The following is a 25,546-nucleotide window of genomic DNA, read 5'->3' on the forward strand; positions in this document are numbered from 1 at the left end:
CTTACCTATCGATAGATAACACAAAGGAACTGATCATGAAAATTTACGACACCCCTGGCTTCCCGAATCCGGCCCGCATTCGTATCGTCCTCGCCGAGAAAGGACTGGATTCCCAAATCGAATTCGTGAAGGTGGATCTGTTTGCGGCCGAGCACAAGCAAAGCGCATTTCTCGCCATCAACCCGGCAGGCACGGTTCCCGTTCTCGAACTCGACGACGGCACGTTCATCTCGGAAGGCGTCGCGATCACCGAGTATTTCGACAACCTGGATGGGAACCCAACGCTCACAGGCAGGACCCCGAAGGAAAAAGCGGTCATTCACATGATGCAGAAACGGGCTGACGATCAACTCATCGATGCTGTTGGCATTTACTTTCACCATGCAACGCCGGGACTTGGTGCGCGCCTGGAAGCCTACAAGAGCCCTGAATGGGCGCACAGGAAGGAATGGGGCGAGCGGCACAATGAGAAGTTCGTGCGCGGCATGAAGTACTTCAATGAGGTTCTTAAGGCAACTCCTTACGTGGCCGGCGATGATTTCTCGATGGCCGACATCACGGTCTATGCCGCGCTCATGCACGCCGGCGCCGCAGGCATTGCGATTCCAGACGATTGTTCGGCCTTGTCTGCGTGGCAGGCAAAGATATCAGAGCGGCCGAGCGTGAAGAATCGAAGCGGACAAGTGATGGAACTGCCGGCCTGACACATTGCAACGCCCTTGCGTACCCGGGGCCTTGCTATCCCACCGTATCTGGAAAAACCACCATGAAGCATTTCAGCAAGACGTCCGGATTTCGTCTGGGCCTTATCGTGGCTGCGTTCGCAACGGCTTTTTATCTCACTCCCGCGAACGCCGCGAGCGCCGGGACCGCGCCGGTAAGCGGCACGTCAGACACGTTTCAAACAGCCCCAACCCAGTTCATCGATGCCGGCGGCACGCGTCTCGCCTATCGTCGATTCGGAAAACGTGGCGGTGTTCCTCTGGTGTTCTTCCAGCACTTCGTGGGCAACCTGGATAGTTGGGACCCGAAGGTCATCGATGGATTCGCACACGACCGTGACGTGATCCTCTTCGACAACGCCGGTGTTGGCAGCTCCGGCGGCGAAGTGCCCGGCACGATCGAAGCGATGGCAAAGCAGGCAATCGCTTTCATTCATGCGCTTGGCATTACGAAGGCCGATTTGCTGGGCTTCTCGATGGGAAGTCTCGTCGCGCAGGAAGTAACCATCGAACAACCTGATCTGGTTCGTCGTGTCGTGCTGGTGGGAAGCGGACCGCGAGGCGGTGCAGGCATGGCGACGCTGACTCCGGAGTTCCAGGGATTCCTGGCGAAGAAGCGTACGCCGCAGGACGATTTGTTGCTCGACGTCTTCTTCACCCAGTCGGATGCGTCGCAAGCTGCCGGACGCGCGTTCCTGACGCGAATCCATGCACGCACAGTGGATAAGGATGCCGCTATCGGCGCCAAGGTGGCTCCTGCGCAAGTGGCCGCGTTTGCGGCTTGGGGTGCCCCGAGCGCGGATTCCAGTGCTTATCTCAAGGCGATCAAGCAACCGGTCCTGGTGGTAGCTGGCAGCAATGACATCGTCCACTACACGATCAACTCCTACACCCTGCAGCAGAACCTGCCGGATGCCCAGTTGATCATCTACCCGGACTCGAATCACGGCTCGCTCTATCAATATCCCGATCTGTTCCTGAAGGAAGTTACCGTCTTCTTGAACCAGCCAAAGTAAGCAGCTCCGTGTCCACACGGTAGTCGCGTCCCATATCGCCTCACTTCGCGGTATGGGCTTCAACATTTTTTGCTCCACTTACTTCCAGGCCAAGCGCCGGTTTTTAGCCGCGGCCGGCACTATCGCAATCAGCGGGTCAACCACATGCGTTGATTGCACAGCCATGTCCAGAATTCCTGTGTCGAAGCTTCCGCTCTGCGCGCTAGCTATTGCATCGCTCACCCTGCCCGCTCGGTTGTTCATCGCAAATCGCCAGCCCAAGCGCTATGCCGAGGCGGCCTGGGAAAGCTTACGCAAGTCCGCGCATTGTCTCGATGACAAAGTCACGGTGGCCGCGCGGAAATCGAAGCGGTCGTGGTGAGTACACGGGGACCAGGGCCGCCCAGCCCAAACCGGATACCGTATTCCAAAGCGGCCTAAAACGGCTTGAAGGGCAGAAACTTGCCATCGAGTATGATGACTGCCCGCGAACCGCCCTCTGGATCCTCGACCTTCTTGATATCGAGTGTGAAATTGACCGCGCTGATGATGCCATCTCCGAATTGTTCGTGGACCAGAGCCTTCAGGGTCGACCCATAAACCTGCACCATTTCATGGAAGCGATAGATAGTCGGGTCCGTTGGCACACCGGCCTCCAGAGTTCCTCGCAACGGCACAGTCTGAAGTAGAGCCACTGCGTCCGGCTCAAGATCCAGGCGAGTGCCCACCACCTGTGCGGCCTCCTTTGGAAGCGGATGCTGGCCAAGCAGCGCGGCGGTGACAAAAACGAGGCTGAGGTTCGTCCCCTCCGTGAGTTGTGCAAATGACAGGTCTTTAAGGGCCTTTGCTTTCAAAATGACGTCCGTCAATGCAAGACGTGCATCCCGGGAAACTTCAGACTGCAACATGACGATTTCCTTCGAAGTTAAAATACACTGTTCGACCGGGCTTCCTGATACCTTCGAATGGCGGGTTCGGGCATAGACCCGGGGATGCTCGGTAAGCGATACGGTTCCCACGTGAATTCAGCGCGTCGATATCTCCAGACCAAATGCCATAGAGCCGGACGTGAAGCGACAACTTTCGTTGCGGAAGAGCCAGCGCGATGCAAGGACGGTCTTGATGTTTGCGAACTGCGCCACGACATTCTGAAGGGGTCAACGCGTGAAGCCGGTCCGCCGCCAAGACATGAGTCCGCGCGGCATTGATGACCCCGCTTGACCCGGTATATTGCAACCAGTTCGCCACGGCGGCCATGTGGTCCAGACACGTGCGTGTGGCAATGGCGGAAATGGCCCCGCAATCCCAATGGCCGCCGATCGCGTTGTCGCACACTCCCAGCGAGTCCATGGCGTACTCGACCGAAGTCGATGCACACCCGGAACCACGCGGCTATCCGAGCATGCGATGTAACTAGTCAGCCGCTAAAGGCGAAGGGACGTGGCCAGCGAAGCTAAGAGCGAGCGCGGCCATGAGTGGGCGGCGTTGTTTGCGCAGGGTAGCCAGATACGATCGGATGGTGCAAAACGCCTGAAGTCCGCTCGCTGTGCGGAAGCATCCCGAGACTTTTTGTTTGAGCTTGGGCATGCGGATATCGCGTTCGGCCTGGTTATTGTCGAACGGCACGCGATGGTCGGCCACGAAACGCCACACTTGCGCGGTATGACGCTCCAGGCGCCCCAGCAGATTGTAGGCTTCGCTTTGTTTGATTCTGCCGCGCACATCTTCACGCGTGGGGTCGCGCGCTTGTTGCGGGTTGAGCTTGCGGCCTTCTCTGATCAGGGCGCGGCTGCGTCGCCGATAGTAGTTGGTGCGCGTGCGGCTCAAGCCCGTGCGGCCGCAGGCAATGCTGTCATCGACCTCGCGCTTGGCCTGGCGCAGCAGCTTGAGCATGTGTTCGGCCCAGGGCTGCTGGGTGGATTCCCACACCCCGATCAACTCGCGCAGATGATGCGCGTTGCATAACGCATGCTCGCACTCGTAGTAGGAGTAAGGCACCCAGCCATCGTGCACTGCGATCCCGGTAAATGAGGGCAGGATACCGAAACTGTCCAGTGCTTCGCGCCCACGCGTGCGGTGCGAGCCATACCACGTCAGCGCCTGGGTCGAGGCCGTGTGCAGCCAGTGCAGGGTACGTCCCACGCGCATGCCGGTTTCATCGAAATGCACGACCGGCGCGCTTTGCAGCGCTTGCCCAATGAGTTCAACGGCCGGACTCAACATCCGTGCCGCTTGCGTGATGCAGTTTTGCACCGTGCCCGAACTCATGCTCAGGCCAAACAGGTCGCGCAACGCCTGCGAGGTACGCTCCAGGGGCAACTGCTGATATTGCGTCAGATAGACCGCCGCCGCCTGGATCTGGCTGCCGTACTGCACCGCCTGGCTTACGCCTTTGGGAAACTCGGCCCGATGTAATTGGCCGCAGCCGCATTGCGCCCGCTCCACGCGATGGGCTGTCACCTCAAACCGGATCACCGGCAAATCGATGACCTGGCGCTCTTCGGCCAGCACTGAAATGCGATCGGGCATGATTTCTTTCCCGCAGTTATCACATACCCGACTCACGCGATGAATCTCAACGTGATCTGGCTGCGCCACGCGTTTGAGTGTCTTGCCCTCATGACCTGGCTGAGCGCCTGGCATGGCGCCGCTCGCCGTGCGCTGCGACTTGGGTTTGGGTTTGCGCTTCAAGCCATCCGAGGACGGTGGCTTGCTTGAGTTGTGGCTGTCCTTCTCCAGCTTCGCTTCAATCTCATTCAGACGCCTCACCAACTCAATGATGAGCGCGTCTTTCTGCTCGTCCGTTAGATTTTTAAGGTTGGGCACTAATGTCATCTCCGAATCATGCCGAGCTTCGCAGCAGTTTACAAGTGCTGACTAGTTACCATGCGATAAACAAAACCTGTGGTGCCTGACTGCATGGCAGACCGTTGAAAAGCGCTGAGCGCTTTGGAAACTCTTCCTGCCAAGAGCGCAGGCAACCTTCAATGACACCGCGCATGGCAGTTTCCTCCGGCGGTTCCGGACATCAGCTCGATAATTGTTCGACGGTATGGTCCGTGGTCCAAAGCGCGTGAGCGAGGAAGCGATAATTGATGATCGCGGCGAGGTAGCCATCACCTTCAGGCAGACGCGGGCCCGCAGTCGCGTCGCGCACTACCGCTACTTCAAACCCCTGCTCGATGAGCTCGCGCAAGTGCGACTCGATGCACAGGTTCGCGGCCATGCCCGCGAGAATGATTTGCGTCACGCCCTTTTTTCGCAATTGCAAAGCCAGGTCGTTCGTCTCCGGGCCGTAGATCTTGTGGGGTGACGCGATAATCGTCTTGCCGTCCAGGATGTATTGCTTGTATTCATCGAGGAAATCGGCACCTGAGCCGTCAAACCCCTCCAGCGTATTCGGCCCTTTACGATCGAACATGCAAATGTTGTGCATCACTTTTTCCACGGGGCCACCGAAGTGCCATTCATGATCGCATGGATAGTAATAATGTGGTGACACAGCGACGGTGAGGCCCGCTTCCTTTGATGCCTTGAAGAGCCGCCCAATGTTTGAGACGGTGTTGTTCTCCACAATGCTTTCGCCGAACAACGCCCAACTCGCGCCGCCAGGACTCAGGAAATCATTCTGGGGATCGACTACGACCAAAGCTGCTCGCGATAGGTCGAGTTTGAAGTCGCTTGGCGGCAGCGCCGGGTTGACCGGATCCGCATAGCGATGTGCGTTGACTTGCGCTGGTTGGCTTTCGTTGCTCATGATGCCCTCTATCTGGCGATTACTGCGGAAGGACCGGCCCCGTCTAAAGGAGTCGGCTCTGGTTAATAAATGACCAGTCGTCTATTAAAAAAGCAAAAAAATTAACTAATTAGCCGGGGCAAAACCAAGTTCTCGAACCGCTTGAACGCATTGCCATTTTGCTCAACCTTCCCTCGCATGACCGCGCCTTCATAGGCCTCGATCATGATTGCCGCAAGTTGATCAGGATCGGTATCGCCGTTCAGCTCGCTTCGCTCTTGTGCTTCACGCAGGCACGCCGCCAGCGCCTTTTCCCACCTATCAAGCACGTCGGCCAGTTTGGCGCGTGTTTCGTCACTGCCATTGGCCAGTTCGAGCGACAGATTGCCGATCAGGCAGCCAAGCGTAAAGCCATGTTCGCGGTGATCCTGCGACAACCCCTTGAAAAACCGGTCGATACGTACCAGCGGCTTGAGGCGTGCGTCGTAGAGAATGGGGCCGTGCCGCCGTTCAATGGACTCCCAGTAATCCTCGATAATCTCGGCCGCAAAGGATTCCTTACTATCAAAATAATTGTAGAACGAACCCTTGGGCACGCCTGCTGCGGCCGTAATGTCCTGGACCCCGGACCCGTTGAAGCCGCGGTCATGGACTACAGTGCGTCCGATCAACAACAAGCGGGAACGCACTTCGGGATTAGCGGGTCTGGGCATTGCAATTATCTTCGGGCGAGTAACAATTTAGCAAGATAACCGGTCATCTATTAAAGGTCAAGCCCGCAACCGGAAGTTTTTCAATGTAGATGCGCCTTGCCGCATAAGCGAATCAGGAAGTACCACCCAGGATACAGCGTCACGGCGCGGTCACCATGGGAAGCGGAGTGACTCAACACTATCTCGAGCGGTTCCTGTGCCATCGAATGTCTTCCTCCGCGAGGACAAATGGATTATTAAACGACCTCAAAACCCTTGCGGGAAAGCATTTGGATATGTTTGCAAGCGCGGAACATTCTCCAACAGATGTCTTCGCATGGGCGCCATACGTCTCAGGTCTTGCGACAACGCGATCACGTCCCCGCAGCCCGGGCGTCAAGCAACCCCGAGACTGACACCGGAAGCCATCGCGCCACCGGTCGGATTTACATCGGGGGCGTCACGCCGTCCTTCTCGACCACGACCAGATTCCCGTCGTAAGCTCCGTTTTTCCCGGGGGTTGCCACGACGAACACTTTCTTGCCCGTCGTCAAATCGCCGCGTGTAGCGGGAACGAGCGTCACGACCGGAACATTGAGCGGCACGTTGATGGTGTTGCTGCCGCCCTTGTACGAGAGCTTCAGATCTCGTCCGCTAGTACTTTGCACAACGGTATCCACATTGGCGTTCGTCATCGAACTGTTCGCGCCAAGATCCCACGCGTAGTGGCCCTCTCCTGTACCCCGTGCGGCTTCCGGAAACACCAGGACCTCCTTCGCAGTCAGCTTGCCGTCCACGGCTGGCATCGCCGCCGCGCCGACGTATGAGCCGGGCTTGATATCCGAAAGCTGGATCGCCTTCACAGCGTTCAGACCGGTCGACTCCTTCACTTCAATGGTGACGGTGTCGCCGCTGCGACGGTGTACCTGTAAGGTACTACCCGAGAAAGCCAAAATTTCACCCCGGATCCGTTCGGGCTTGTTGGCGGGAGATTGAGCGACTGCAGCGCCAGCGAGTGTCAGCGCGACAAAGGAAACAACGAGTTTGAGGCGAGTGGACATAGGTGATCCGTATGGTTTGTTGCGGTTAAAAAATCATCGGCTCGCGGCTAAGTAGCCGCCGAACCAGTTGTATCCCGGGTTTTCCAAATAGCCGCCGGAAAATTCATTGGTCGCCGTGATGGCGACGATGTGCTTCTGGTTTTTGTATCCCCGTTTGGTAGGTATCCGAATCTTAGTGAACGATGCGCGCGTCGTACATCTGCCGGTCGCTCAAGCACAAAGCGATAACGGCAGCGGCATTGACCTGGTGAAAAATGCGGACCCGCACTGGATGGATAGTGACCTGGTTCAAAGCTACCTCACTGACGACGACATTTAGATTGGGTTGCGGGACTGTCAGCGCGTATCGAGGAGTTGCTGGTTGTCCGTCTGTGCAGGGCCGCCCGACTCCACGTAGGTGTCATATGTGCCCCCATCAGCGTCTGCATTGATGACCGCGACATACGGTTTCGCAGCCAGAGTTTGGACGCTCGGACCGCGCTGTGACGCAGGCGCACCCACTATCGGCTGGTACGAAGGCTGCGGACCGAGACCGCTTGCAGCAGCCGTTGTCGATAGCAGTGCCGTCACAACAGCAAGTGCGGTCGCAGCAAGATTGGTGCTGATGAACAGGAGTGGGGTGATGAAGTTGCGTTTCATAGGGCGTATTCAGGATGTTGGGCGGGTCGCGTTATGACACGGTGGAGAAACCGAAGTCTCGCCATCTCGCCCAGGGGGTGGATTGGCCTTAATGATCGCAGCCGCGCCGCGGCAGCGGTATCGGTCAAATGACCGACCCTAGTATCCTGCCCGCTGCGCTACTCGGGTCTGGAGCGGCGTACGCCATTGGTAACCCGAAGTACGTGAAAGACGTATTGAAGGAATGGATGGCCGGCTCGCACCGCCTCGCCTCAACGCCGAGCGCGACACATGCTGAGTTCCTGGTGCGGGCCATCCGTTTGGCTACCTGGCCATAGAAGGGCAACGAGTATTGCGCAACGGGTGACAATGCCATTGTGTCGACATGATGGCTCGCGTGCCTGCGACGTTCACGTGAACGTCGGTGTCCAAGAAATTAAGATGTTTCTGGACATGTAATCGCATGTTTATTAAGCTCTACGATATAAATTGTGTTTATCGTTCTAGCGAAAGGAAGGTGATATGAGAAAATCAAGACGGGAGACCGCTGAAACGCGCCAACGCATCGTTGATGCTGCTGCTGGCGAGTTTCGGCGAAATGGCATTGGAAACACAGGCCTTGCTGATCTTATGGCCGCCGCAGGTTTAACACACGGTGGTTTTTATAAGCATTTTTCTTCCAAGGAGAACCTGGTCGAGGAATCGATCGTGGTCGCTTCTGGTTCATTTGCAGAAACAATGATTTGCTCCCTGTCGAACTCAACACGTACGCGGGCACTGGACAGTGCGATCTCAGATTATCTTTCTTTGGAGCATCGCGATAATCCGGGCAGTGGTTGCCCTTTTGTCGCCCTCGGTAGCGAGATGGCCCGCGGTAGTGACGAGTTGCGGGAAGCGTCCACCGCTGGCTTCTTGAAGCTTGTCGGGATTTTCTCCGCGCACTTAGAAGACCGATCTCCTGCGGCAGCGAAAAAGGAAGCTTTGGTGATATTGGCCACGCTTATCGGCGCGGTCACAGTTGCGAGAATGGTCAACGACCCGAGTTTGTCGGCAACCATCCTTCAACAAACGAAAAAACATCTCTCAAAGCGCAACTGACCAAAAGGTCAGCGCACAGATGCCGGAGCCAATACTGGTTGAACGTCAGCCAGCATTGGCAAGTTTCATAGCAACGTCAGATCTCGCATCAAAGGCTACAACGCCAGCATCAGCGTCGTAGTCGCGCGTCAGTTAGCCGCTTTTTGTTCCGTCGCAGCCGTGGCCACAACTCCACCCGCCGACGAAAGGTCCCACCCACCGCCTAGAGCGCGATATGTCGTCACGGCTGCACGCGCTGAATCAGCCTTTGTGCTGTCAAGATCGTCACGGGCCACCAAAAGTTGTCGGTCTGCATCCAAAACGTCGGTGAGCGTAATAGCGCCAGCTTTATAGGCACTCTCTGATAGAGCTCGCGCACGTTCCAACGCAGTGACTTCGTCCTGCAACTCCACCCGTCGTGCTTCAGTCTGAGAAAGGCTCGTAAACGCGTCCTCAACATCTTCTGTCGCTTTCAACGCTGCCTGCCGGTATTGAGCGAGTGCATCCACATTCACACCGCGCGCCTGTGCAACTTCAGCATCGACCTTTCCAAAGTCAAATAAACGCCAGCGCAACGCCCCTGTTCCAATGGGCTGAAACGACTGCGCAGAGAACAGATGATTAGTGCTCACACTATCAAATCCCAACGCTCCCGAAAGCGATATTTTTGGATAATAGTCCGATATGGCAGCACCTATCCGATCGTTTGACGCCGCTAGCCTCCGTTCAGCCGCAATGATGTCAGGACGACGGCGCAGAACATCGAGCGGTTGGTCGGTGTCTGCAATGGAAGGGACACTTGGAATTGCGCTCGGCTGAGCCAGCTCCTTCGCGTATGTTCCTGGTTGAACTCCCATCAACACGTCCAAGCGATTAAGTTGTGCTTCCAACGAAGTTTTCAGCAGCGGAACTGTCGCCCTTGCTTGCTTGAAGAGCGCTTCCGCCTGCGCCGTTTCCCGATCTTCCGCCGCACCTAGGCGACGGCGAACTTTGACCAAGTCCAATAGGTGCGAATCGGTGTCGATCTGGTCTTGCGCAACGGCTAATCGAGCCTGAAGACCCCGAATTTGTATATAGGCGTCAGCCGCATCAGCCGCAACGGTAATGCGGGTACCGAGCTGCTCAGCCTCCGCCGCTTGCGCCTCCTCCCTGGCAGCGGAGGCACTTCGTCGGAGTCCACCAGCGAGATCGATTTCCCAGCTTGCAGCAGGACCAATGTTGTACTCCTTCTGATCTCGACTGTAGCCCGGAAAAGTCTTGGCAAGCGTTCCGAATGGGCTTTGCAGACTCTGATGTTCAGCTGTCCCGCTCGCGTTCAGGTCGACAGTAGGCAACAGATTAGCGCCTGCTCCGGCAGCTGCGGCGCGGGCCTGTTGAACACGGCCAATCGCCGCGGCAAGATCCAGATTTTGCGCCAATGCCCGCTGAACGACGGTTGTTAGCATCGGATCGTTGAATCCCGTCCACCACACGTCGAGCTGCGGCGCTGGTAATGGAGCCTGTGGTCCCGCCGTCGCAATATGACTATGAAACGGTACGAACTGCGAGTTGGGCGGGACATAGTCAGGACCTACTGCGCAACCGGCCAAGACGAGGCTTAAGACAATGCCTGCCGAAATACCCCTCAAAGCACCAAGCGAATTGTCCGATTCCTTTGACTTCCTCTGAGGACCGTTTTGCGAGGAATCAGCCGACAGTGGCATGCCCGTAGAGCCACTGACGCGGTCGGCGTGGGCGAAAATGTTCGTCATACGCTCTCCTTACGGCCAAACTTTCCTACCAAGATGTAGAACGCCGGCGTGAACAGTAGACCAAAGCAAGTCACCCCAAGCATCCCGAACAGCACTGCGGTACCAAGCGACTGCCTCATTTCCGCCCCCGCCCCCGTTGCGAACGCGAGCGGCGCTACTCCGAGAATAAAAGCGAAAGATGTCATCAAGATCGGGCGCAGGCGGGTGCGCGCAGCATGCACTGCGGCTTCCACTGGAGACGAGCCCTCGCCTTCTTTCTGGCGAGCAAATTCCACAATCAGAATCGCGTTTTTCGCCGCCAGTCCTACAAGCACAACGAATCCTATCTGCGCCAGGATATCGATCGGCATACCTCGCGTAATCAAGCCCGTCACCGACGCAAGGATACACATCGGCACGATCAGGACAATCGCCAGCGGCAGCTTCCAGCTTTCATATTGCGCCACGAGGACAAGGAACACGAAGAGTGCAGCCGCACCGAAGACGAGCAGAGTAGGAGTGCCACGTTGTTGCTGCTGGAATGCCAAGTCGGTCCATTCGAAGCTGATTCCTTGCGGAAGAACCTGTTGAGCGAGCTCTTCCATGCGCTTAAGGGCCGTGCCAGTGGCAACCCCAGGCGCCGCAACCCCTTGAACCTCAGCAGCGGGATACAGGTTGTAGCGCGGAACACGATACGGAATGGTCCTGCTTTCCATCGTCGCGACGCTCCCGATCGGAACCATTTCCCCGGCCTGGTTACGCGCTTTAAGGCGAGTAATGTCCTCAGCGTTGTGCCTGAATCGATCATCAGCCTGGACAACGACCTGATACGTCCGACCAAGGTAGTTGAAATCGTTCACATACTGCGAACCAAGGTAGACCTGCATGGCCGAAAAGACGTCTGTTGGCGTCAGTCCAACCTTCTCAGCTTTCACTCGATCGACATTCGCATAAATCGAGGGCGACCCCGCGTTGAACAAAGTAAATGCGCCGGCGAAATCGGGATCTTTTCTTGCCGCAGCAACGAGAGCGTTCGCAGCACGCACAAGCGCTTCGGATCCCAGGCCACCGCGATCCTCGAGCATCATCTTGAATCCACCCGCGCTACCCAGGCCTTGAACAGGCGGCGGCGGGATCGTCAACACATAGGCATCCTTGATTACCGATAGCCTTTGGCGAAGGTCTGCCAACACTGTAGCGGCCGTCACACCAGAAATAGAATGGTTGTAGAGCGATGGAAGTCCCGAAAATACTGTTCCAGAGTTCGACGCCACGGTAGAGGTGGTCGCGTCCAGGCCAACAAACGGAGCAACGTGCTCCACACCGCGGGTTGTAAGCGCGATGTCAATCGCTCGCCGAACCACCTGCTCCGTACGGTCCAGCGACGAACCGGCCGGGAGCTGAACAATGTTGATCAGATACCCTTGGTCTTGCTCCGGGATGAAACCCGTAGGCGTGCGCGCAAATTCCATGGCCGTTATGCCAATCAGGGCCAGGTAGATAATAAGAACGACCGTTAAGCCGCGCACCAATCGACGAGTAAGTTTTCCGTACCCGAACGAGAGCTTGTCGAACCCTCTGTTGAATTTATCAAAGCCGCGGTGCAAGAAACGCTGTGCAGCATTTGTGTGCAAGGCGTGAGGGACATGCTCCTTAAAGAGCACGGCACACAGCGCTGGACTCAGAGTGAGCGAGACAAAGCACGAAATGATCGTGGAGGCCGCAATCGTAACCGCGAATTGCCGGAAAAAGAGGCCCGATATCCCACTCAGAAAGGCTGAGGGAACAAACACTGCGCACAGCGTCAGCGCGATAGACAGCAGCGCTCCACCCACCTCGTCCATCGTTCTGTGCGCCGCCTCGGTTGGCGACATGCCAGAGCGAATGTTGCGTTCGACGTTTTCTACCACGACGATCGCATCGTCGACCACAATCCCGACGGCCAAAACCAATCCAAACAGTGAGAGGTTGTTCAGCGATATACCGAATGCGTAGAGAACGATGAAAGACCCGAGCAACGAAACGGGAATCGCAACCACCGGAATAATGGTCGCTCGCCAATTCTGGAGGAATATGAAAACGACACCGACTACAAGCAGGATGGCGACAAAAATTGTAGTGATAACTTCATCGACTGACTTGCCGATGAAGATCGTCGGATCGTAGATAATCTTATAGCCAAGGCCCTGGGGAAAATCGTGCTCAAGGCCTTTCATGGTCGACAAAACTTCGCCTTCGACCGCAAGCGAATTTGCACCTGGTTGGGCGTAGATTAGAAGCGAAGAAGCGTCGCTGCGATCCATGAACGCCGTCGACCCATAATCGGCTGCGCCGATCTCGACGCGGCCGATGTCGCGCACTCGTGTGACCCGTCCCTGACTATCGGACTTGACCACGATATCGTCGAATTCAGCAGGGGTGGACAGCCGACCCAACGCCTCCACGTTGATCTGGTAAGCCTCGTTACCATGTGTTGGAGGTTGGTTCAGAACCCCGGCGGACACCTGCAGATTTTGAGCACGCAAGGCATTGAGCACTTCGCCGGCATTCAGGTTGTTGGCGGCGACTTTATCGGGATCGAGCCAGATGCGCATAGCGTATTCGCGGGCGCCCTGGAACTGCACATCTCCCACACCCTCAAGCCTGGCGAGCGCATCCTTTACGTGCAACGTCGCGTAGTTGGAGAGATAAAGCGTGTCTCGAGTCTTGTCCGGCGAATAGAGGTGAATCGCCATAAGGATGCTTGGGGTTGACTTTCGAACCTGAACACCCAAGCGCTGTACGTCCTCCGGCAGCCGCGGCAACGCATCCTGAACGCGATTCTGCGTCAACATCTGCGCGACATTCAGATCGGTGCCAATGCGAAACGTAACCGTAACAGTCAATCTTCCATCGCCGGTTGACTGGCTGCCCATGTAAATCATGTTTTCAACGCCGTTAATCTGTTGCTCGAGCGGCGTTGCGACTGTACGAGCAATAGTGTCTGCCGACGCGCCAGGGTAGGACGTCGTGACTTGTACTGTTGGCGGAACGATTTCCGGATATTGCGCAATCGGAAGCACAAACATTGCGCCAAGCCCGATCAGCGTAAGAAAACTGCTCACGACCGTCGCAAAACGCGGCCGGTCGATAAAGAAATGTGCGATGCGCATGGTTCGGGTGGTTCCTATTCCTGGCCTGCGGCGTAGCTGATCTTGCCGTCCTGCGGAGCCACTTTGGCTCCGGGTGTCGCGAAAGGAAGGCCGCCCACAATCACCCGGTCGTCCGAGTTCAGCCCAGAACGTATGACACGCAAACCACCACGAATATCTCCTATCTCAACCCGTTTCGGAGTGACGACACCATCAGCAGAAACCGTGAAGACAGCGTGCTGTGATTGATCCGGCAAGACCGAGGCGTCTGGAACCAGAAGTGTCGGGGTGGCTTGAGCGACGATCACTCTCACCCGCGCGAATTCCCCGGGTGTCAAGGCAAGGTCGCGGTTAGGCACGGTTGCTCGAGCGTGGATGGTGCCGCTCGAACGATCTAGCACGTTATTAATGAAATCGAGGACGCCCTGCCGTTCGAACGTCGGCTCGGTACCCAAAGCGAACTGAACCTTATCGGCGGATGTTCCTTTCGACAGCTGCTGATACTTCGAAAATAGCTGGAAGTCAGCCTCACTCATATCGAAATCCAAATGGATTGGATCAAGCGAGACGAGCGTAGCAAGCAGCGTAGTGGGGCTCGTCGCCGCGCGGCTTCCGGCCACCAGATTGCCGACCGAAACAAGGTGATTGCCGATGCGCCCCGTGAACGGAGCGGCGACGCGGCAGTGCGCAAGATCGAACTCGGCATCACGAATCTGCGCTTTAGCGTTGTCTACCGCCGCTTGTGCGGCAAGTCTTTCAGAGGTCTTCTGCTCAACGTTTTCAACCGTTCCAGCGTCGTTACGTTGAAGCTCTTGCGCCCTGCTAAATTCGTGATTTGCCAAGTCGACCCGCGCGCTTGCTGTTTCCAGTTGAGCCTTCGCTTGCGCTAGCTTGATCTCATATGGGACTGGATCGATTGAAAAAAGCGGATCGCCTTTGTGGACGACGTCCCCATCCTTGAAGTAAATGCCAGTAAGAGTGCCGCCCACTTGCGCGCGAAGCTCAACCTGGTCAACCGCAGAAAACTGACCGAGAAACCCAATGCGCGTATCGAGGTCGTGCACTATCGGTTTGCTAACAGTCACCTGCGCAAGAGGCGGACTGGCGCTGGCTGCGGCAGCGTTGCCACCGCGCGAGTGCACAAACCATCCAACACCGATGACCACGACTGCCAACGTGATCACCAGGACGGATTTCTTTGGTGCGCGTCCGCGAGGACTCGACCGGGACCCGTTCCGGACCTCCGCATTCTCCAATTTCGTCTTTGTATCCACTCTCGTAAGTCCTTAAAATTTCGGTTGCTTATTCGGTTGAAGTCACACATGAGGCCAGACAGCGCTAGCCGATTGCCTGCGTTGCCAGCGATTGGCCACTTCGAGCTAACGTGCTGACCAGAAATCGAATGGATTACGATCAGACTCCAGATTTCGCAAAGATGACACGTAGCATCTAATAGGTCAATATTTTTTTGCGGATCGATTGATCGCTGAAAACCCGACGAGGACGGATACCGTGGCGTCTAAGCGCAATGCCTTCATGTGCCGTAGAATCGCGCCCGAAGCGCAGTTGCCGCTCACAGCGCAAGCTTGGGCAGCCGCATCCAAAGCAAGAAATTAAGTAGTCGAGAGTGGTTGAAGACCGACGGCGATGACTTGGTCTGCGCGGCCATAAAAAGTTGCGACGACCGACGCAAATACTGCCGGTCTTTGGGTTGACTTCAAGCGCACGCGGTTATGGAACACTCGCTTAGAGCCGGCAACCATTTGCCGCATCGGCGCACGAAGAAGCATCCAGAGCCAAAGAATTTCGAGGCAGATCTTAGTCGACAAGCGATTGTTCGTCTTGAGCAATGAGACTATTCGCTTTACCCGACTTTATCTTCTTCCTGGCATCTCTTAAAGTCAGCGAACATTGCCGGTCAAGGCCAGCTAGCTGGATTGGTGCTCGGCACGTCTGCGAACTTCGTTTCTGGATATCCGACAAACATGCGCGCCTTCATACCAACGTCTCTCGCGGCTTTGTTGTTTTTTACCTGCTCGGCCCATGCTGAAGCCGTCGAGACCGCATCGGCCAAAGCCGGTACCACTCCCCTCACTGTCCAGAGCAACGCAGATCAAGCAGATGCGCGCGTCGCTCTCGAATCCAAAGCAACACATGTTTCGGACTACGGTTGGTTAGCCGAACAAAAAAACCGAAAGATTGTTGAGTATGCGACAGCACTTCCCACACGCTTGCCTGAATCCAGTGCGCGATAAGTCGACCATCCGCTTCAACAGTCATCTATCAAACATGGGCTATGCGTAGAATGAGCGTAATTGCCGACGACACATTTGAGGCACACTATGTCAACCCAGATGATCTCTGATAATGCCGCGTTGCTTGCTAAAGCCAAGTTGTTGAGCGTTGCACACGTAGCAGCTCAACGAGCAATGAGGGCTGCTACCAGTCGCCTTAGCTCTGCACTTAAACCAGCAAAGATAACGCCAGCACAATTTTGTCTTCTTAGTCTTCTTTACAGGGACGAGCCGCCAACAGTAAAAGACGTCGCCGATGAGATCGGGATAGACCATCCGCAGGTCTCGGCCCAATACAGTATTCTCGCTCGAAAGTCGCTGATCACCGGTAGTTATGAATCAAGCGACCGAAAGCGCCGCTTGTCGCTAACTCAAAACGGTCGGCAAGTCTTGGACGCCGCCCTTCCGCTTTGGCTCGACGCCACAGCAGGAGAGCCACGGCTCGATGTTCTTAATGCAATCGTGGACCAATTCGCGCACGCCGCAAATCACTCCACGGAACCAGCTTAAGAAATTTACGCGACCGAAAACGCTCCTTAGAAGCTTGGCGGCGACCCATGCAAACGATGCAGGTGCTTCCTGCCTACCTCACTCAAGCCAGAGTGACAAAGTGACGTTTGCAGCTAACGTTTAGCCTGCCGTTCCAATTGATAACGGTATGTTGCAACACAGCCACAAGTCATTAAAAACCCGCGACGTCCCCCGTTCATCTGGAGTTTATATATAATCCAGTGAGTCCTAACTCCTTGCAGTACGTTAACTATTTCGGCAACGGTATGTCTTCTCCATCACATAAGGTGAAGTTGCGATACAGAGAAACGTGCAAGTGTTAGGACGCCAAACTTGTATGTAAAACGAGATGTTAATTTGGACTAGTGCGAGTACTCGACCCGAGCGCGAACATAATTCCGCCGTTGAGTCTCGTCTCACAAAGGTGAATGGAGGAGACTTGAAAAAACATATCTTAGCTGGCGTAACCGCGCTCCTGGCCGGCACAGTGGCCCATGCTCAAAGTAGCGTAACCTTGTACGGCCGGATCGACGCTGGCTTGGAATACCTAAACGGCGCACCAACTGGCCCCAACAACGGAGCGCCGACAGGTTCAAGCAGCAGGTTTCGTGCTGAAAGTGGAGACTGGGGAACCAGTCTTTGGGGCATGAAAGGCGTCGAGGATATTGGTGGTGGCAACAAAGTTCTCTTTCATCTCGAGGGGTCCTTCAACACCGTGAACGGACAAGGGCCGTCCAACAACGGGCTGTTCGACCGATTCGCCACCATCGGGATATCTAACGACGTCTTCGGTACAGCCTTGTTAGGCAAAGAGCTGTTTATATCAAATGGTGTTTGGGATTTTGATCCCTTTGGCCAAAGCAATTGGTCGTCTGCATCACTCGTTCGCGGGCGTAACTGGAACCATTCGAGCAACAACATTTCGTATCAGTCGCCCAACATTGCTGGCTTTGATGTCTTTGGCCAATATGCGCTCTCCAACGCAACAAGTTGGAACGGCAATGGCACCACGGCCCAGGGTCGCGCAGACGGTATCCAACTGACCTATTCGAATCCTTTTTTCCAGCTTCGCGGAATCTATGACGAGTGGAGAGATGCCGCAAATGGAACGTTAGACGACGTGTTTAACTATTCACGCGAATACTTTGGCGGCATCAACGTGTTCCTGGGACAGTTTAAACTGCAAGCGACCTACCAACAGGCGCATTCAAGCAGCGGCGCGAATTCCGGCGGCATAACAACGACGAAACAGGAATGGGGCGGAGTAACCTGGCAAGCGACGCCAGCGGCGGCGCTCATTGCAGCCGCGTACCACGTGAACGCAAACAACGGTGGTGGCAATGCCACCATCTACACGGTTGGCGGCACTTACAATCTTTCGAAGCGGACATTGCTCGATTTGCAGATTGCGACTGCACGAAACAGCTCGCACGCTAACTTTGGACTCAACTCGAACTCCTACGGGTCAACCACCGGCACAGACAACCCGTTGCCTGGACACTCTCAGTCAGGGGCCTATGCTGGTATCCAACATTTGTTCTGAAACCGAAGCGTTCTGACGGCAAAGGGGGCCTTTATAAGGGCCCCTTTTTCGCTGGTGGTCTGCTTCCATTCGCAAGATGCCAGTACGCTCGAGATTTATGAAAAGATCAGTTTTCCAGGCGTGATTCAAAGCGCATGGTGCCGGGTCATCCGAAAACTCGCGCAAGGCTTCTTTGTTCGTGAAGGGTCTCTCGCTGACGGCGCGGCCGAACAAATTTTCTTTCCGTCTCATGTAGGGTTGTTTTGCGCCACATCTCTGAACTGCGCCTTAAGGGTTATCGTCCAGTCAGAGCTTACGATGGACTCAATGTCAGCAGGTGACATATTTCTTTATGGCGTTATGGAGTATTCATTTTATCCAGAATACTTTGGATCCCTGACTACGGATAGAACGTTCCGGCGCGACAACGCCGAGAAGAAATGACAGCCGTCACCGCTATTCGCCAGTGCCGAGAATACAAACAAATTTCCAGAGCTTGATCATTGGTTCAGCAAGCCGAGACTTCGGGATCTCGGGGGGGAAACTATCTAGCCGATAGCTATCTTTTCCTTGACAACAGGATTATGATAATGATTTAGATTTTCAGGAACTACGGCGAAAGACATGGGACATTCTCAGGCTGAGAAACTTGCAACACATGCGAAAATCGTAGATGTGGCCGCTCGTCGCTTTCGGGAATTAGGTATTGAAGGCATCAGCGTGGCCGACATCATGAAAGAGGCAGGCCTGACGGTCGGCGGCTTCTACAAACATTTTGCTTCGCGGGATGACCTCGTCATTGAGGCACTGTCCCTCGCGTTCAAAGACCTTGACACTTGGGAGGGCGCCGCGACTGTCAGTCTGAGCAGATGTATCAGCGGATATCTTTCCGAAAGTCATCGTAACAATGTGTCGAGAAGCTGCCCGCTGTCCTCCCTTGTGAACGATGTAGCAAGAAGCAACGTTGCGACGCGTGAGGCCTACACAGCCCGCGTGAGCCGGGTGTTCGACGTTTTGGAAAAAATGCTCCCCCCGGCCCTCGCCGCTCGCCGCAGAGCAAAAGCGATGGTTCTTTTCAGCGCTTGCATGGGCGCCATCTCGGTATCACGTGCGATTTCGGATGAAAACCTATCCGCAGAGATACTCGAAGGCGTAGCGAGTGAACTCATTGACCTCTATTCATTGCCAAAAGTAAATTTGCGCCAAATGGCCGAAGCATCGTAGCCACATTTTCCGCCACGAACGTGAGAGCCGCCGCCTGAGAGCTTAGCGCGTGCAACAGGTCAGCGCGTCACCCTTCCAAGAATACGGCTGAGCGGCGCCTCGACGGACGCCGCTCCTCATCTGCTTAGCGGCTCAGTTGAGTGTGCGATAAGAGAGCGCAGTCCCTCGTTTGGGCGTTACGCTTCGCCGCTTGGATCTCACTGCTGCTTGGCGGCCACGCCGCGACGCCGGCACACGAAAATCAAGACTTAAGAACTAGTGTTGTAAGCCGCTTGCGAAAGAACATGCCAATATCGGTTAGCGCCCCAGGGTGGCTAGCCAAGGAATCGTGCGACGCGCTCTTATACCTCGTCACCTCTGTTGGCACACCCGCTGCAATGAGCTCGCTTCCATACTTCTCTGCCTCGACACGTAAGCGGTCATTTTCGGCGCTTGCAATTAATGCAGGGGGGAGACCCGAAAGCCGAAGAGATTCAATGGGTGCCGCGTACGGATGCATCAGTAACGATACGTACGGCAAGTAAGCGCGATAGCACCGTGAATACTCTTGTGCTGCAAAGTCCGCCCCCGCGAGGTCTTGGCTGCAAGCGATCCTGGTCATGCTTGGATCGAGAAGAGGCGCAATAAGTGCCTGCGCGAGAAACTCTATCGCTTCGCGATCGCGCGCCATGGCAGCAATGCAGGTTGCCAGATTACCGCCAGCGTCATGCCCACAAATTCCAATGCGCCGCCCGTTGGCCCCCATCGCGCGAGCATTGGCAACGGCCCAGCGAGCCGCTCGGATGCCGTCTTCCAGCGCTGCCGGAAATGGAAACGCGGGTGACAAGGAATAGCCGACCGAGACTACCCAGGCAGGTGTGGTCCGGGCGATATGAGAAGCTGCTGCGTCGCCATCTTCAAGCGTTCCGCGTACGAACCCTCCACCGTGAAAATAGAGGATAACGGGAAGCTGTCTGCCATTGGACGAAGGCCGATAGCTTCTAAGCGTTACGGTTTGAACATGACCCGCAATGACTTCTTCCTCGACACATAGCGCGCCGTCCAGCTTCGACTTCATAAGTTTTGAGAGACGCGGCGCGCCGGCCCTCCGGGATTTCAACGTGCCTATTTTGCCCGAATACGCGAATCTGATAAATGGTTATAATCCAGATTATAATTCGGCTGCGTCGAACAATTGCCGAGCTTCGAGGCCGTTGACGTGCAGCAAGGATGCCGGAGCAACTCGCCAGCGTTGAGGAAACAGATATGGACCGCTTACAAGCGATGCAGGTTTTTACCAAGGTGGTAGAGCTTAACGGATTCTCGCGAGCGGCTGACGCGCTTGAACTGCCGCATGCGTCTGCGACAACCATCATCAAGAATTTGGAAGCACATCTCCAGGTTCGACTCATGCACCGGACAACCAGGCGCCTCAGTCTCACCCCGGAAGGAGCCGATTACTATGAGCGCTGTCTTCGCATTTTGGCTGACATCAGCGAGACGGAGGAAGCGTTGGCTCATTCGGGTAAAGGCCCGCGTGGCAAGTTGCGCGTTGATATGCCCGGCTCGATCGGGAAGCTAATCGTAATTCCGAAGATAGCAGCGTTCCGCGAAAAATATCCGGACATTGATTTGATGATCGGATTCGGTGACAGACAGGTCGATCTCATTCAAGAAGGCGTAGACTGCGCCGTCCGCGTAGGACAACTCCAAGATTCCAGTCTTGTCTCGCGGCGCTTAGGAAACCTTCAGACCGTAACCGTTGCGAGTCCGGCGTACATTGGCCAATTTGGGTTACCAATCAAGCTGGTCGAAGCCGAAAAACACCACGGAATCCAGTACTTCTCCAGCCTTACAGGTCGAGTCTCACATATGAACTTCACGATTGATCACGAGACGATCGAAGTCAAGGTTCCTGGCACTCTATATGTGAACGATGCGGAAGCGGCCGTGCTTTGCTGCCTGGAAGGTTGCGGCTTGATTCAAGCCCCACGCTTTATGGTCGCAACGCATTTGCTTTCCGGTGCGTTAGTTGAAGTGCTGCCGCGATGGAAGCCGCGTTCAATGCCAATTGCAGTGGTTTATCCCCACAATCGGCATTTAGCAGGAAAGGTACGTGTCTTCGTTGAGTGGCTCACAGCCCTCTTTGAGCAGTGTCCACTGATGGCCGAGGGGAATGACGATTCGCGCAACGTGATTTCTCAAAGCGGACGCGCGGGCTCACGTAGCAAATCCCCATCGCTGACCGCCTTGCCTCTGCCAAGGCAGGAACTCGTCGATGCGATTGATTTCGTGGTCAGCGATGTGAGTTAGCGCATAGTCCAGGTAAGCACGCGGATCGATGTCATTCAGATACAAGGCCTGTACGAATGCCGGCACCAAGAGACCAGCGAGATAAAAAGCCGGCCTCGTGTGTCGAAGCAATCCTGGGGCCGGATGCTCTGGTGAATCATTGAACATCACACTGGGACGCCAACGGGTCCGGCACTTTGCAGCACGGCCTGCAGCAACACATTCGCCCCGGACGGCGTAATTGACTCGGCTTCGTTATGACTGGTTCCGTCCACGTAGGGAATGAAAATCATCCCCGTGGGGGCGATGCGAGCAAGATGACAGGCATCATGTCCGGCGCCCGACACAATGTCGGCATGAGGAAGATCAAGCGCCCTCGCCGCGCGTCGCACGAAGCTGACGCATGCCGGCGTGAAACTCACCACTCGTCTGATGAAGCCTCACAACTTCGACGCGGACCGCCAGCGTCATTGGAACCTTCGTGACCGTAGCATCAGACTCGACGCGCGTGATCCTGAATTGGCAGTGAGCAACTCCGTCACCCACGTCCGGAAGCTCTACCGATTTTCCGACATGGATTTGCTCAAGCGGTTCGGGAAGGGCAACCTCACGAAAAGGAATTTCTGAAGAAACGCCGTGTGCATCCGATAGATAAAACTTGTAGACGTATTCCATCGATTTGTTCTCTCTGATAAATCATTGAGATGCAATGGACAATGAGACCATTCGTACCTGCTCGTAATCAGCATGCCGGTCGCGCAAGGCGACGACGGTTGGCCATACCTGATGAACAGAGCTACTCGACAAACGGCGGTGTCTCCAAGGTATATGTCGACTGGGGCTCGGAAGGGTACTTCAAGACCCTCTGTGCAATGTGCATGTCGGAGACCCGAAGTCCCATCCGAAGAACAGCGACCCGCACCTGGTACCTTGTGGAAATGCGCAACCACGTAACAGGAACATCGCATCTATATACGGGCGCTATGATAACGATATTATCATGTTATCAACATGGCAATTTGTCGATTGCCGACGTTCCTCACCTTGTCCCTTGAGGACGAAGGTAACTGCGGCCGATCAAGTTGAAGAGTCGCAAATGAATGCATCAATATAAGCGCCATAGTCACCGAAACGCCATGGGATGGTGTTATAGCCACGGAGGTAGAGGTCGCTGCGCAGTGAGACACACCGGCTGCGGCGCTTATCGGAGATGGTTGCTAACTCGTAGACGGATACCTTGTATTCCGTCTTTGATACGTTAGGGGGCAAGCCGCGCAATAACAGAAAGGACTTGCGCTTGATCGACAAGCGGACCGACTTTGGGTGAGCCCCGAGAAGCGCCGCCAGGCCGAAGCTCAATAGGAACGCCTACGTGCCTTCAGGAACCGGAAGCCGCACATCTGACGCTCGCGTTCACGCGCGCACTGGCTTTAACGAAGACGTGTAATTTACCTGCATGCCGCAAAGGTAACCGCATGAAGGAGTACCCGGCGGCATTCAGTACGAACGGACGGTAACTTCTCAACCGGATCGCGTCATAGCCTGAAGCCGGTGTACCTCAGGCCGTTTTCCGGCGTGGGCGCGCACCAACGGCGCTCTTTGTCTTATAGGTGACACCGTGCTGCTCAAGGTATTCGCGAATCAGTTGCCGCACCACCTGTGAGGGCGTCAAATCCTGCGCAGCGCACAGTTTTTCGAATGCTTCCTTCTTCACAGGATCGATCAGAATCGTGAGTCGAGCGCTTTTTGTTTCCATGACAGGGCGAAGTCCAGATATGTTAATCGAATTATAATACATCGCCTGACCCGAGTCATCTTCGTGCAGCCAGAAGCGCTCAGCGGGGATTAATCGCCGTGCGCTTGCTGCGCTCAGCGCTCGATCTGCTGGCGCCAACAACACATCGTGGCAGCGCCCTGAAGCTCTGCCCTCGCGTGTAGACATCCTGTCCGGAGTTGGTAATCAGGAGACCACCTCGTCTCCAGACGGATACCAGCCCCCACACGAATGGGTCACGGCACTGCTTTCGTTACCACACCCCGCTGCCCTCTTCCTTGCTCGAGAATGCTGCTGATCAAAAGGCCGGGAACATGCGCGTGCCGATATCCGCGCAATGCAGGCGAATACGATCAACACGTCTGCTCGTATCTGTTCCAGTTAAATCGCTTGCCGTATTCGATGCGCGTGGCCGTGGCATGAAGGTTCACTCCGTGTCCGGTCGCGAGTCCGCGCGCCCGATCAAGCATGACTGCAAGCGAAGGAAGTCCGTCGGCGTCGCCCTTCCATGCAAAGACGGTGACATTGTGTTGACTGCCCTCCGACGGCGCCAAGGTCACCGCGTTATCGAAGACGTCCTTGAGCGCGCGTAAATAGCGATGGAAGTCCGGTTCGTCCGTTACCAGATTGGCCACGAGAATGCCGTCATCGCTCAACCGTCGACGACAGGCTTCATAGAACGTCTTGCTACCCAGTTCGGCCGGCAAGCCATCGGCATTGAAGCCATCAATCAGCAGCACGTCGGGCTGATGACCGGGAACCAGCACAGTCACGTACTTCGCACCATCGGCACAAATCACCCTGAAGCGTTCATCGTCACGAGGCACATGAAACTGGTCGCGCAGCGCGATTACCTGCGGATTGATTTCGACAGCGGTAATGGTCGTGTCCGGCAAATGACGATAGCAATATTTAGCCAGCGAACCGCCGCCCAGACCGATCATCGAGATACGCCGTGGGGACGGCCGAAACAACAGGAAACCCATCATGGTGCGCGTATAACCCAGCGCAAGGGCATAAGGATCATGCCGCAGCATGGTGCTCTGGACCCCACGCGCATCGAAGTACAGCGAAACAACCTGTTCGTTCTGTATGACCACCGGCTTGTTCAGATTTATCTTTCTTTTCTTGGACATATTTGAGCGCGAGTGGTTGCGAGGCCGATCTACGGACGCGCACGTAGTGTCTTGCCTGGATCAGATCAGGAGGATTCCTGTGCACGCAGAATGGCCGAGAGTGCCTCAAGTGCCTCTACTTCGTCGGGACCCGTTGCCAGGATCCGCACATGCGCGCCCGGCTTCGCCCGCAGCGACATGACCGACATAACATCCTTGGCGTTGACGGAGCGGCCATTCGCCATGCAAACGATATCGCTCAAAAACCGGGCGGCAGTCGTAGCAAGCCTTGCTGACCCGCGCCCGTTCAATCCCGATCGCCCGCCTACCTGAATCAATGCCTCGACCAACCCGTTCCCCTCGTGCCTGATCCGTGACTCAGGGCGCGGCGCCCCTCCCGGTTGTGCTCAATGCATGGAACGCGCGACAACCTGTGCAAAAAAGGCGCGCAGCAATGGGTCCCACGTTTCGTCCCGCAAGGCGATGTCGGCCGTATCAAGCCGTCGCATTTCCGGATCCAGATATAACGCGCGAAGCGATTTTGGGTGAGGCGGACCGCGAAAGAATAGACCATCATCGTCTAGGAACAGACAGGGCCTTTGCCTGCATCGCGCGCCGAATAACGAAGGTGCATCCTGAACATGGCGCGCCGATTCCTTCCGATAGACAAAAATGACGTTGACCCCGCGTTTTTCCAGGCGGTCGCAGATATCGGAGAATCTGTACAGCATCTGGAATCCACGCTCGCCTGTCTTGCCCACGCCAATAACGATCAATCCGCGACGGCCCGTCACCTCCCGTAAAAACAGGTGCGTGTAGTCATGGGACAGCAACGGAACACTCGCATCAATCACGTCGATCTTCCCCTCAGGCACTGGTGAACGCTCTGCTTCGCTCAATCTGATCATTCAGGTTCGATCAACTGGAAGCAGTCCAGCTGATTTCCGTCATTGGTATTGTAGCGTAAGTAAATGATGATTGGATTATCATTGTATGTGCATCACCGACTGCAATCCACTCTCTCCACCTCGTCAGCGAACTGGCGCGAACGAGGAGTGGATCGGCGCCTGTTCA

Annotated in this window: 24 protein-coding genes and 3 pseudogenes; 9 read left to right on the forward strand and 18 right to left on the reverse strand. The window is 55.7% G+C overall.

Annotated elements, in window-relative coordinates:
- The first annotated feature begins 35 nt into the window (after nt 1-35).
- A complete protein-coding gene (locus ACSQ36_RS33190) occupies nt 36-704 on the forward strand; it encodes a glutathione S-transferase family protein (RefSeq protein ID WP_436185330.1) in 669 nt (222 codons plus the stop codon).
- 62 nt (nt 705-766) lie between these two features.
- On the forward strand, nt 767-1,738 hold the full coding sequence (locus tag ACSQ36_RS33195; RefSeq protein WP_436185331.1) for an alpha/beta fold hydrolase: 972 nt from the start codon (nt 767-769) through the stop codon (nt 1,736-1,738).
- Between the two features lie 416 nt (nt 1,739-2,154).
- Here ACSQ36_RS33195 and cynS read toward each other — a convergent pair whose 3' ends face one another.
- From cynS to ACSQ36_RS33225, 6 genes are all read right to left on the reverse strand, one after another.
- The gene (cynS, locus tag ACSQ36_RS33200) at nt 2,155-2,625 is read right to left on the reverse strand and encodes a cyanase (protein ID WP_213764952.1); all 471 of its coding nucleotides are present in this window, start codon (nt 2,623-2,625) and stop codon (nt 2,155-2,157) included.
- Nucleotides 2,612-3,067, reverse strand: a complete 456-nt coding sequence (locus tag ACSQ36_RS33205; protein ID WP_436185332.1) for a hypothetical protein — start codon at nt 3,065-3,067, stop codon at nt 2,612-2,614. The genes cynS and ACSQ36_RS33205 overlap by 14 nt, the downstream gene beginning before the upstream one ends.
- Nucleotides 3,068-3,130: 63 nt before the next feature.
- Nucleotides 3,131-4,543 (reverse strand): IS66 family transposase, encoded by a 1,413-nt coding sequence (tnpC, locus tag ACSQ36_RS33210; RefSeq protein ID WP_436183543.1) that lies wholly within the window; start codon nt 4,541-4,543, stop codon nt 3,131-3,133.
- Between the two features lie 202 nt (nt 4,544-4,745).
- Nucleotides 4,746-5,474 (reverse strand): cysteine hydrolase family protein, encoded by a 729-nt coding sequence (locus ACSQ36_RS33215; protein WP_436185333.1) that lies wholly within the window; start codon nt 5,472-5,474, stop codon nt 4,746-4,748.
- Between the two features lie 101 nt (nt 5,475-5,575).
- On the reverse strand, nt 5,576-6,166 hold the full coding sequence (locus ACSQ36_RS33220; RefSeq protein ID WP_436185334.1) for a TetR family transcriptional regulator C-terminal domain-containing protein: 591 nt from the start codon (nt 6,164-6,166) through the stop codon (nt 5,576-5,578).
- Nucleotides 6,167-6,591: 425 nt separating this feature from the next.
- Nucleotides 6,592-7,206 (reverse strand): hypothetical protein, encoded by a 615-nt coding sequence (locus tag ACSQ36_RS33225; RefSeq protein ID WP_436185335.1) that lies wholly within the window; start codon nt 7,204-7,206, stop codon nt 6,592-6,594.
- Between the two features lie 106 nt (nt 7,207-7,312).
- Here ACSQ36_RS33225 and ACSQ36_RS33230 point away from each other — a divergent pair, with 106 nt between their 5' ends.
- Complete coding sequence (locus ACSQ36_RS33230) at nt 7,313-7,525, forward strand: hypothetical protein (RefSeq protein ID WP_436185336.1); 213 nt, start codon at nt 7,313-7,315, stop codon at nt 7,523-7,525.
- A gap of 17 nt (nt 7,526-7,542) precedes the next feature.
- Here the strand turns inward: ACSQ36_RS33230 and ACSQ36_RS33235 are convergent, their stop codons facing one another.
- Nucleotides 7,543-7,845, reverse strand: a complete 303-nt coding sequence (locus ACSQ36_RS33235; protein WP_436185337.1) for a hypothetical protein — start codon at nt 7,843-7,845, stop codon at nt 7,543-7,545.
- Nucleotides 7,846-7,973: 128 nt separating this feature from the next.
- Between ACSQ36_RS33235 and ACSQ36_RS33240 the strand changes: the two genes are divergently transcribed.
- Nucleotides 7,974-8,162 carry a hypothetical protein gene (locus ACSQ36_RS33240; protein WP_213764946.1) on the forward strand — a complete coding sequence of 63 codons (189 nt, stop codon included), beginning with the start codon at nt 7,974-7,976 and terminating at the stop codon, nt 8,160-8,162.
- A 184-nt stretch (nt 8,163-8,346) separates the two neighbouring features.
- Nucleotides 8,347-8,922 (forward strand): TetR/AcrR family transcriptional regulator, encoded by a 576-nt coding sequence (locus ACSQ36_RS33245; protein WP_436185338.1) that lies wholly within the window; start codon nt 8,347-8,349, stop codon nt 8,920-8,922.
- A 128-nt stretch (nt 8,923-9,050) separates the two neighbouring features.
- On the opposite strand, the gene ACSQ36_RS33250 is transcribed toward ACSQ36_RS33245, so the two are convergent.
- Genes ACSQ36_RS33250 through ACSQ36_RS33260 form a run of 3 tightly spaced genes read right to left on the reverse strand, consistent with a single transcriptional unit; the run spans nt 9,051 to nt 14,946 of the window.
- A complete protein-coding gene (locus tag ACSQ36_RS33250; protein WP_436185339.1) occupies nt 9,051-10,652 on the reverse strand; it encodes an efflux transporter outer membrane subunit in 1,602 nt (533 codons plus the stop codon).
- Complete coding sequence (locus tag ACSQ36_RS33255) at nt 10,649-13,783, reverse strand: efflux RND transporter permease subunit (RefSeq protein WP_436185340.1); 3,135 nt, start codon at nt 13,781-13,783, stop codon at nt 10,649-10,651. Before ACSQ36_RS33255 ends, ACSQ36_RS33250 begins: the two co-directional genes overlap by 4 nt.
- Nucleotides 13,784-13,797: 14 nt before the next feature.
- Entirely contained in the window at nt 13,798-14,946 is a 1,149-nt protein-coding gene (locus ACSQ36_RS33260; protein WP_436185341.1) for an efflux RND transporter periplasmic adaptor subunit, read from the reverse strand.
- Between the two features lie 1,158 nt (nt 14,947-16,104).
- On the opposite strand from ACSQ36_RS33260, the gene ACSQ36_RS33265 reads away from it, so the two are divergent.
- From ACSQ36_RS33265 to ACSQ36_RS33275, 3 genes are all read left to right on the forward strand, one after another.
- Nucleotides 16,105-16,566: a MarR family winged helix-turn-helix transcriptional regulator gene (locus tag ACSQ36_RS33265; RefSeq protein WP_436185342.1), complete on the forward strand. Its 462-nt coding sequence runs from the start codon at nt 16,105-16,107 to the stop codon at nt 16,564-16,566.
- 439 nt (nt 16,567-17,005) lie between these two features.
- Nucleotides 17,006-18,109: a porin gene (locus ACSQ36_RS33270; protein ID WP_436185343.1), complete on the forward strand. Its 1,104-nt coding sequence runs from the start codon at nt 17,006-17,008 to the stop codon at nt 18,107-18,109.
- A gap of 603 nt (nt 18,110-18,712) precedes the next feature.
- The gene (locus ACSQ36_RS33275; protein WP_213764939.1) at nt 18,713-19,312 is read left to right on the forward strand and encodes a TetR/AcrR family transcriptional regulator; all 600 of its coding nucleotides are present in this window, start codon (nt 18,713-18,715) and stop codon (nt 19,310-19,312) included.
- A 241-nt stretch (nt 19,313-19,553) separates the two neighbouring features.
- Here the strand turns inward: ACSQ36_RS33275 and ACSQ36_RS33280 are convergent, their stop codons facing one another.
- On the reverse strand, nt 19,554-20,369 hold the full coding sequence (locus ACSQ36_RS33280) for an alpha/beta hydrolase (RefSeq protein WP_436185344.1): 816 nt from the start codon (nt 20,367-20,369) through the stop codon (nt 19,554-19,556).
- Between the two features lie 188 nt (nt 20,370-20,557).
- On the opposite strand from ACSQ36_RS33280, the pseudogene ACSQ36_RS33285 reads away from it, so the two are divergent.
- A pseudogene (locus ACSQ36_RS33285) lies at nt 20,558-21,460 on the forward strand (LysR family transcriptional regulator); the annotation flags it as partial.
- Between the two features lie 51 nt (nt 21,461-21,511).
- On the opposite strand, the pseudogene ACSQ36_RS33290 reads toward ACSQ36_RS33285, so the two are convergent.
- The 7 genes and pseudogenes from ACSQ36_RS33290 to ACSQ36_RS33320 form a co-directional block, all read right to left on the reverse strand.
- A pseudogene (locus ACSQ36_RS33290) lies at nt 21,512-21,643 on the reverse strand (transposase domain-containing protein); the annotation flags it as partial.
- A gap of 107 nt (nt 21,644-21,750) precedes the next feature.
- Nucleotides 21,751-22,005 (reverse strand): annotated as a pseudogene (locus ACSQ36_RS33295) (M20/M25/M40 family metallo-hydrolase); the annotation flags it as partial.
- Entirely contained in the window at nt 21,950-22,258 is a 309-nt protein-coding gene (locus ACSQ36_RS33300) for a hypothetical protein (protein ID WP_436186495.1), read from the reverse strand. The pseudogene ACSQ36_RS33295 and the gene ACSQ36_RS33300, both read right to left, overlap by 56 nt.
- Nucleotides 22,259-23,141: 883 nt before the next feature.
- Nucleotides 23,142-23,339, reverse strand: a complete 198-nt coding sequence (locus ACSQ36_RS33305; RefSeq protein ID WP_213764989.1) for a ribbon-helix-helix protein, CopG family — start codon at nt 23,337-23,339, stop codon at nt 23,142-23,144.
- A 371-nt stretch (nt 23,340-23,710) separates the two neighbouring features.
- Nucleotides 23,711-24,493, reverse strand: coding sequence for a fused MFS/spermidine synthase (locus tag ACSQ36_RS33310; RefSeq protein ID WP_436185345.1), 783 nt, complete (start codon nt 24,491-24,493; stop codon nt 23,711-23,713).
- 65 nt (nt 24,494-24,558) lie between these two features.
- The gene (locus tag ACSQ36_RS33315) at nt 24,559-24,822 is read right to left on the reverse strand and encodes an HPr family phosphocarrier protein (RefSeq protein WP_436185346.1); all 264 of its coding nucleotides are present in this window, start codon (nt 24,820-24,822) and stop codon (nt 24,559-24,561) included.
- A 57-nt stretch (nt 24,823-24,879) separates the two neighbouring features.
- The gene (locus ACSQ36_RS33320) at nt 24,880-25,326 is read right to left on the reverse strand and encodes a hypothetical protein (RefSeq protein WP_213764988.1); all 447 of its coding nucleotides are present in this window, start codon (nt 25,324-25,326) and stop codon (nt 24,880-24,882) included.
- Nucleotides 25,327-25,546: the final 220 nt, after the last annotated feature.

The organism is Caballeronia sp. LjRoot34 (genome assembly GCF_964253815.1).
GTDB lineage: Bacteria > Pseudomonadota > Gammaproteobacteria > Burkholderiales > Burkholderiaceae > Caballeronia.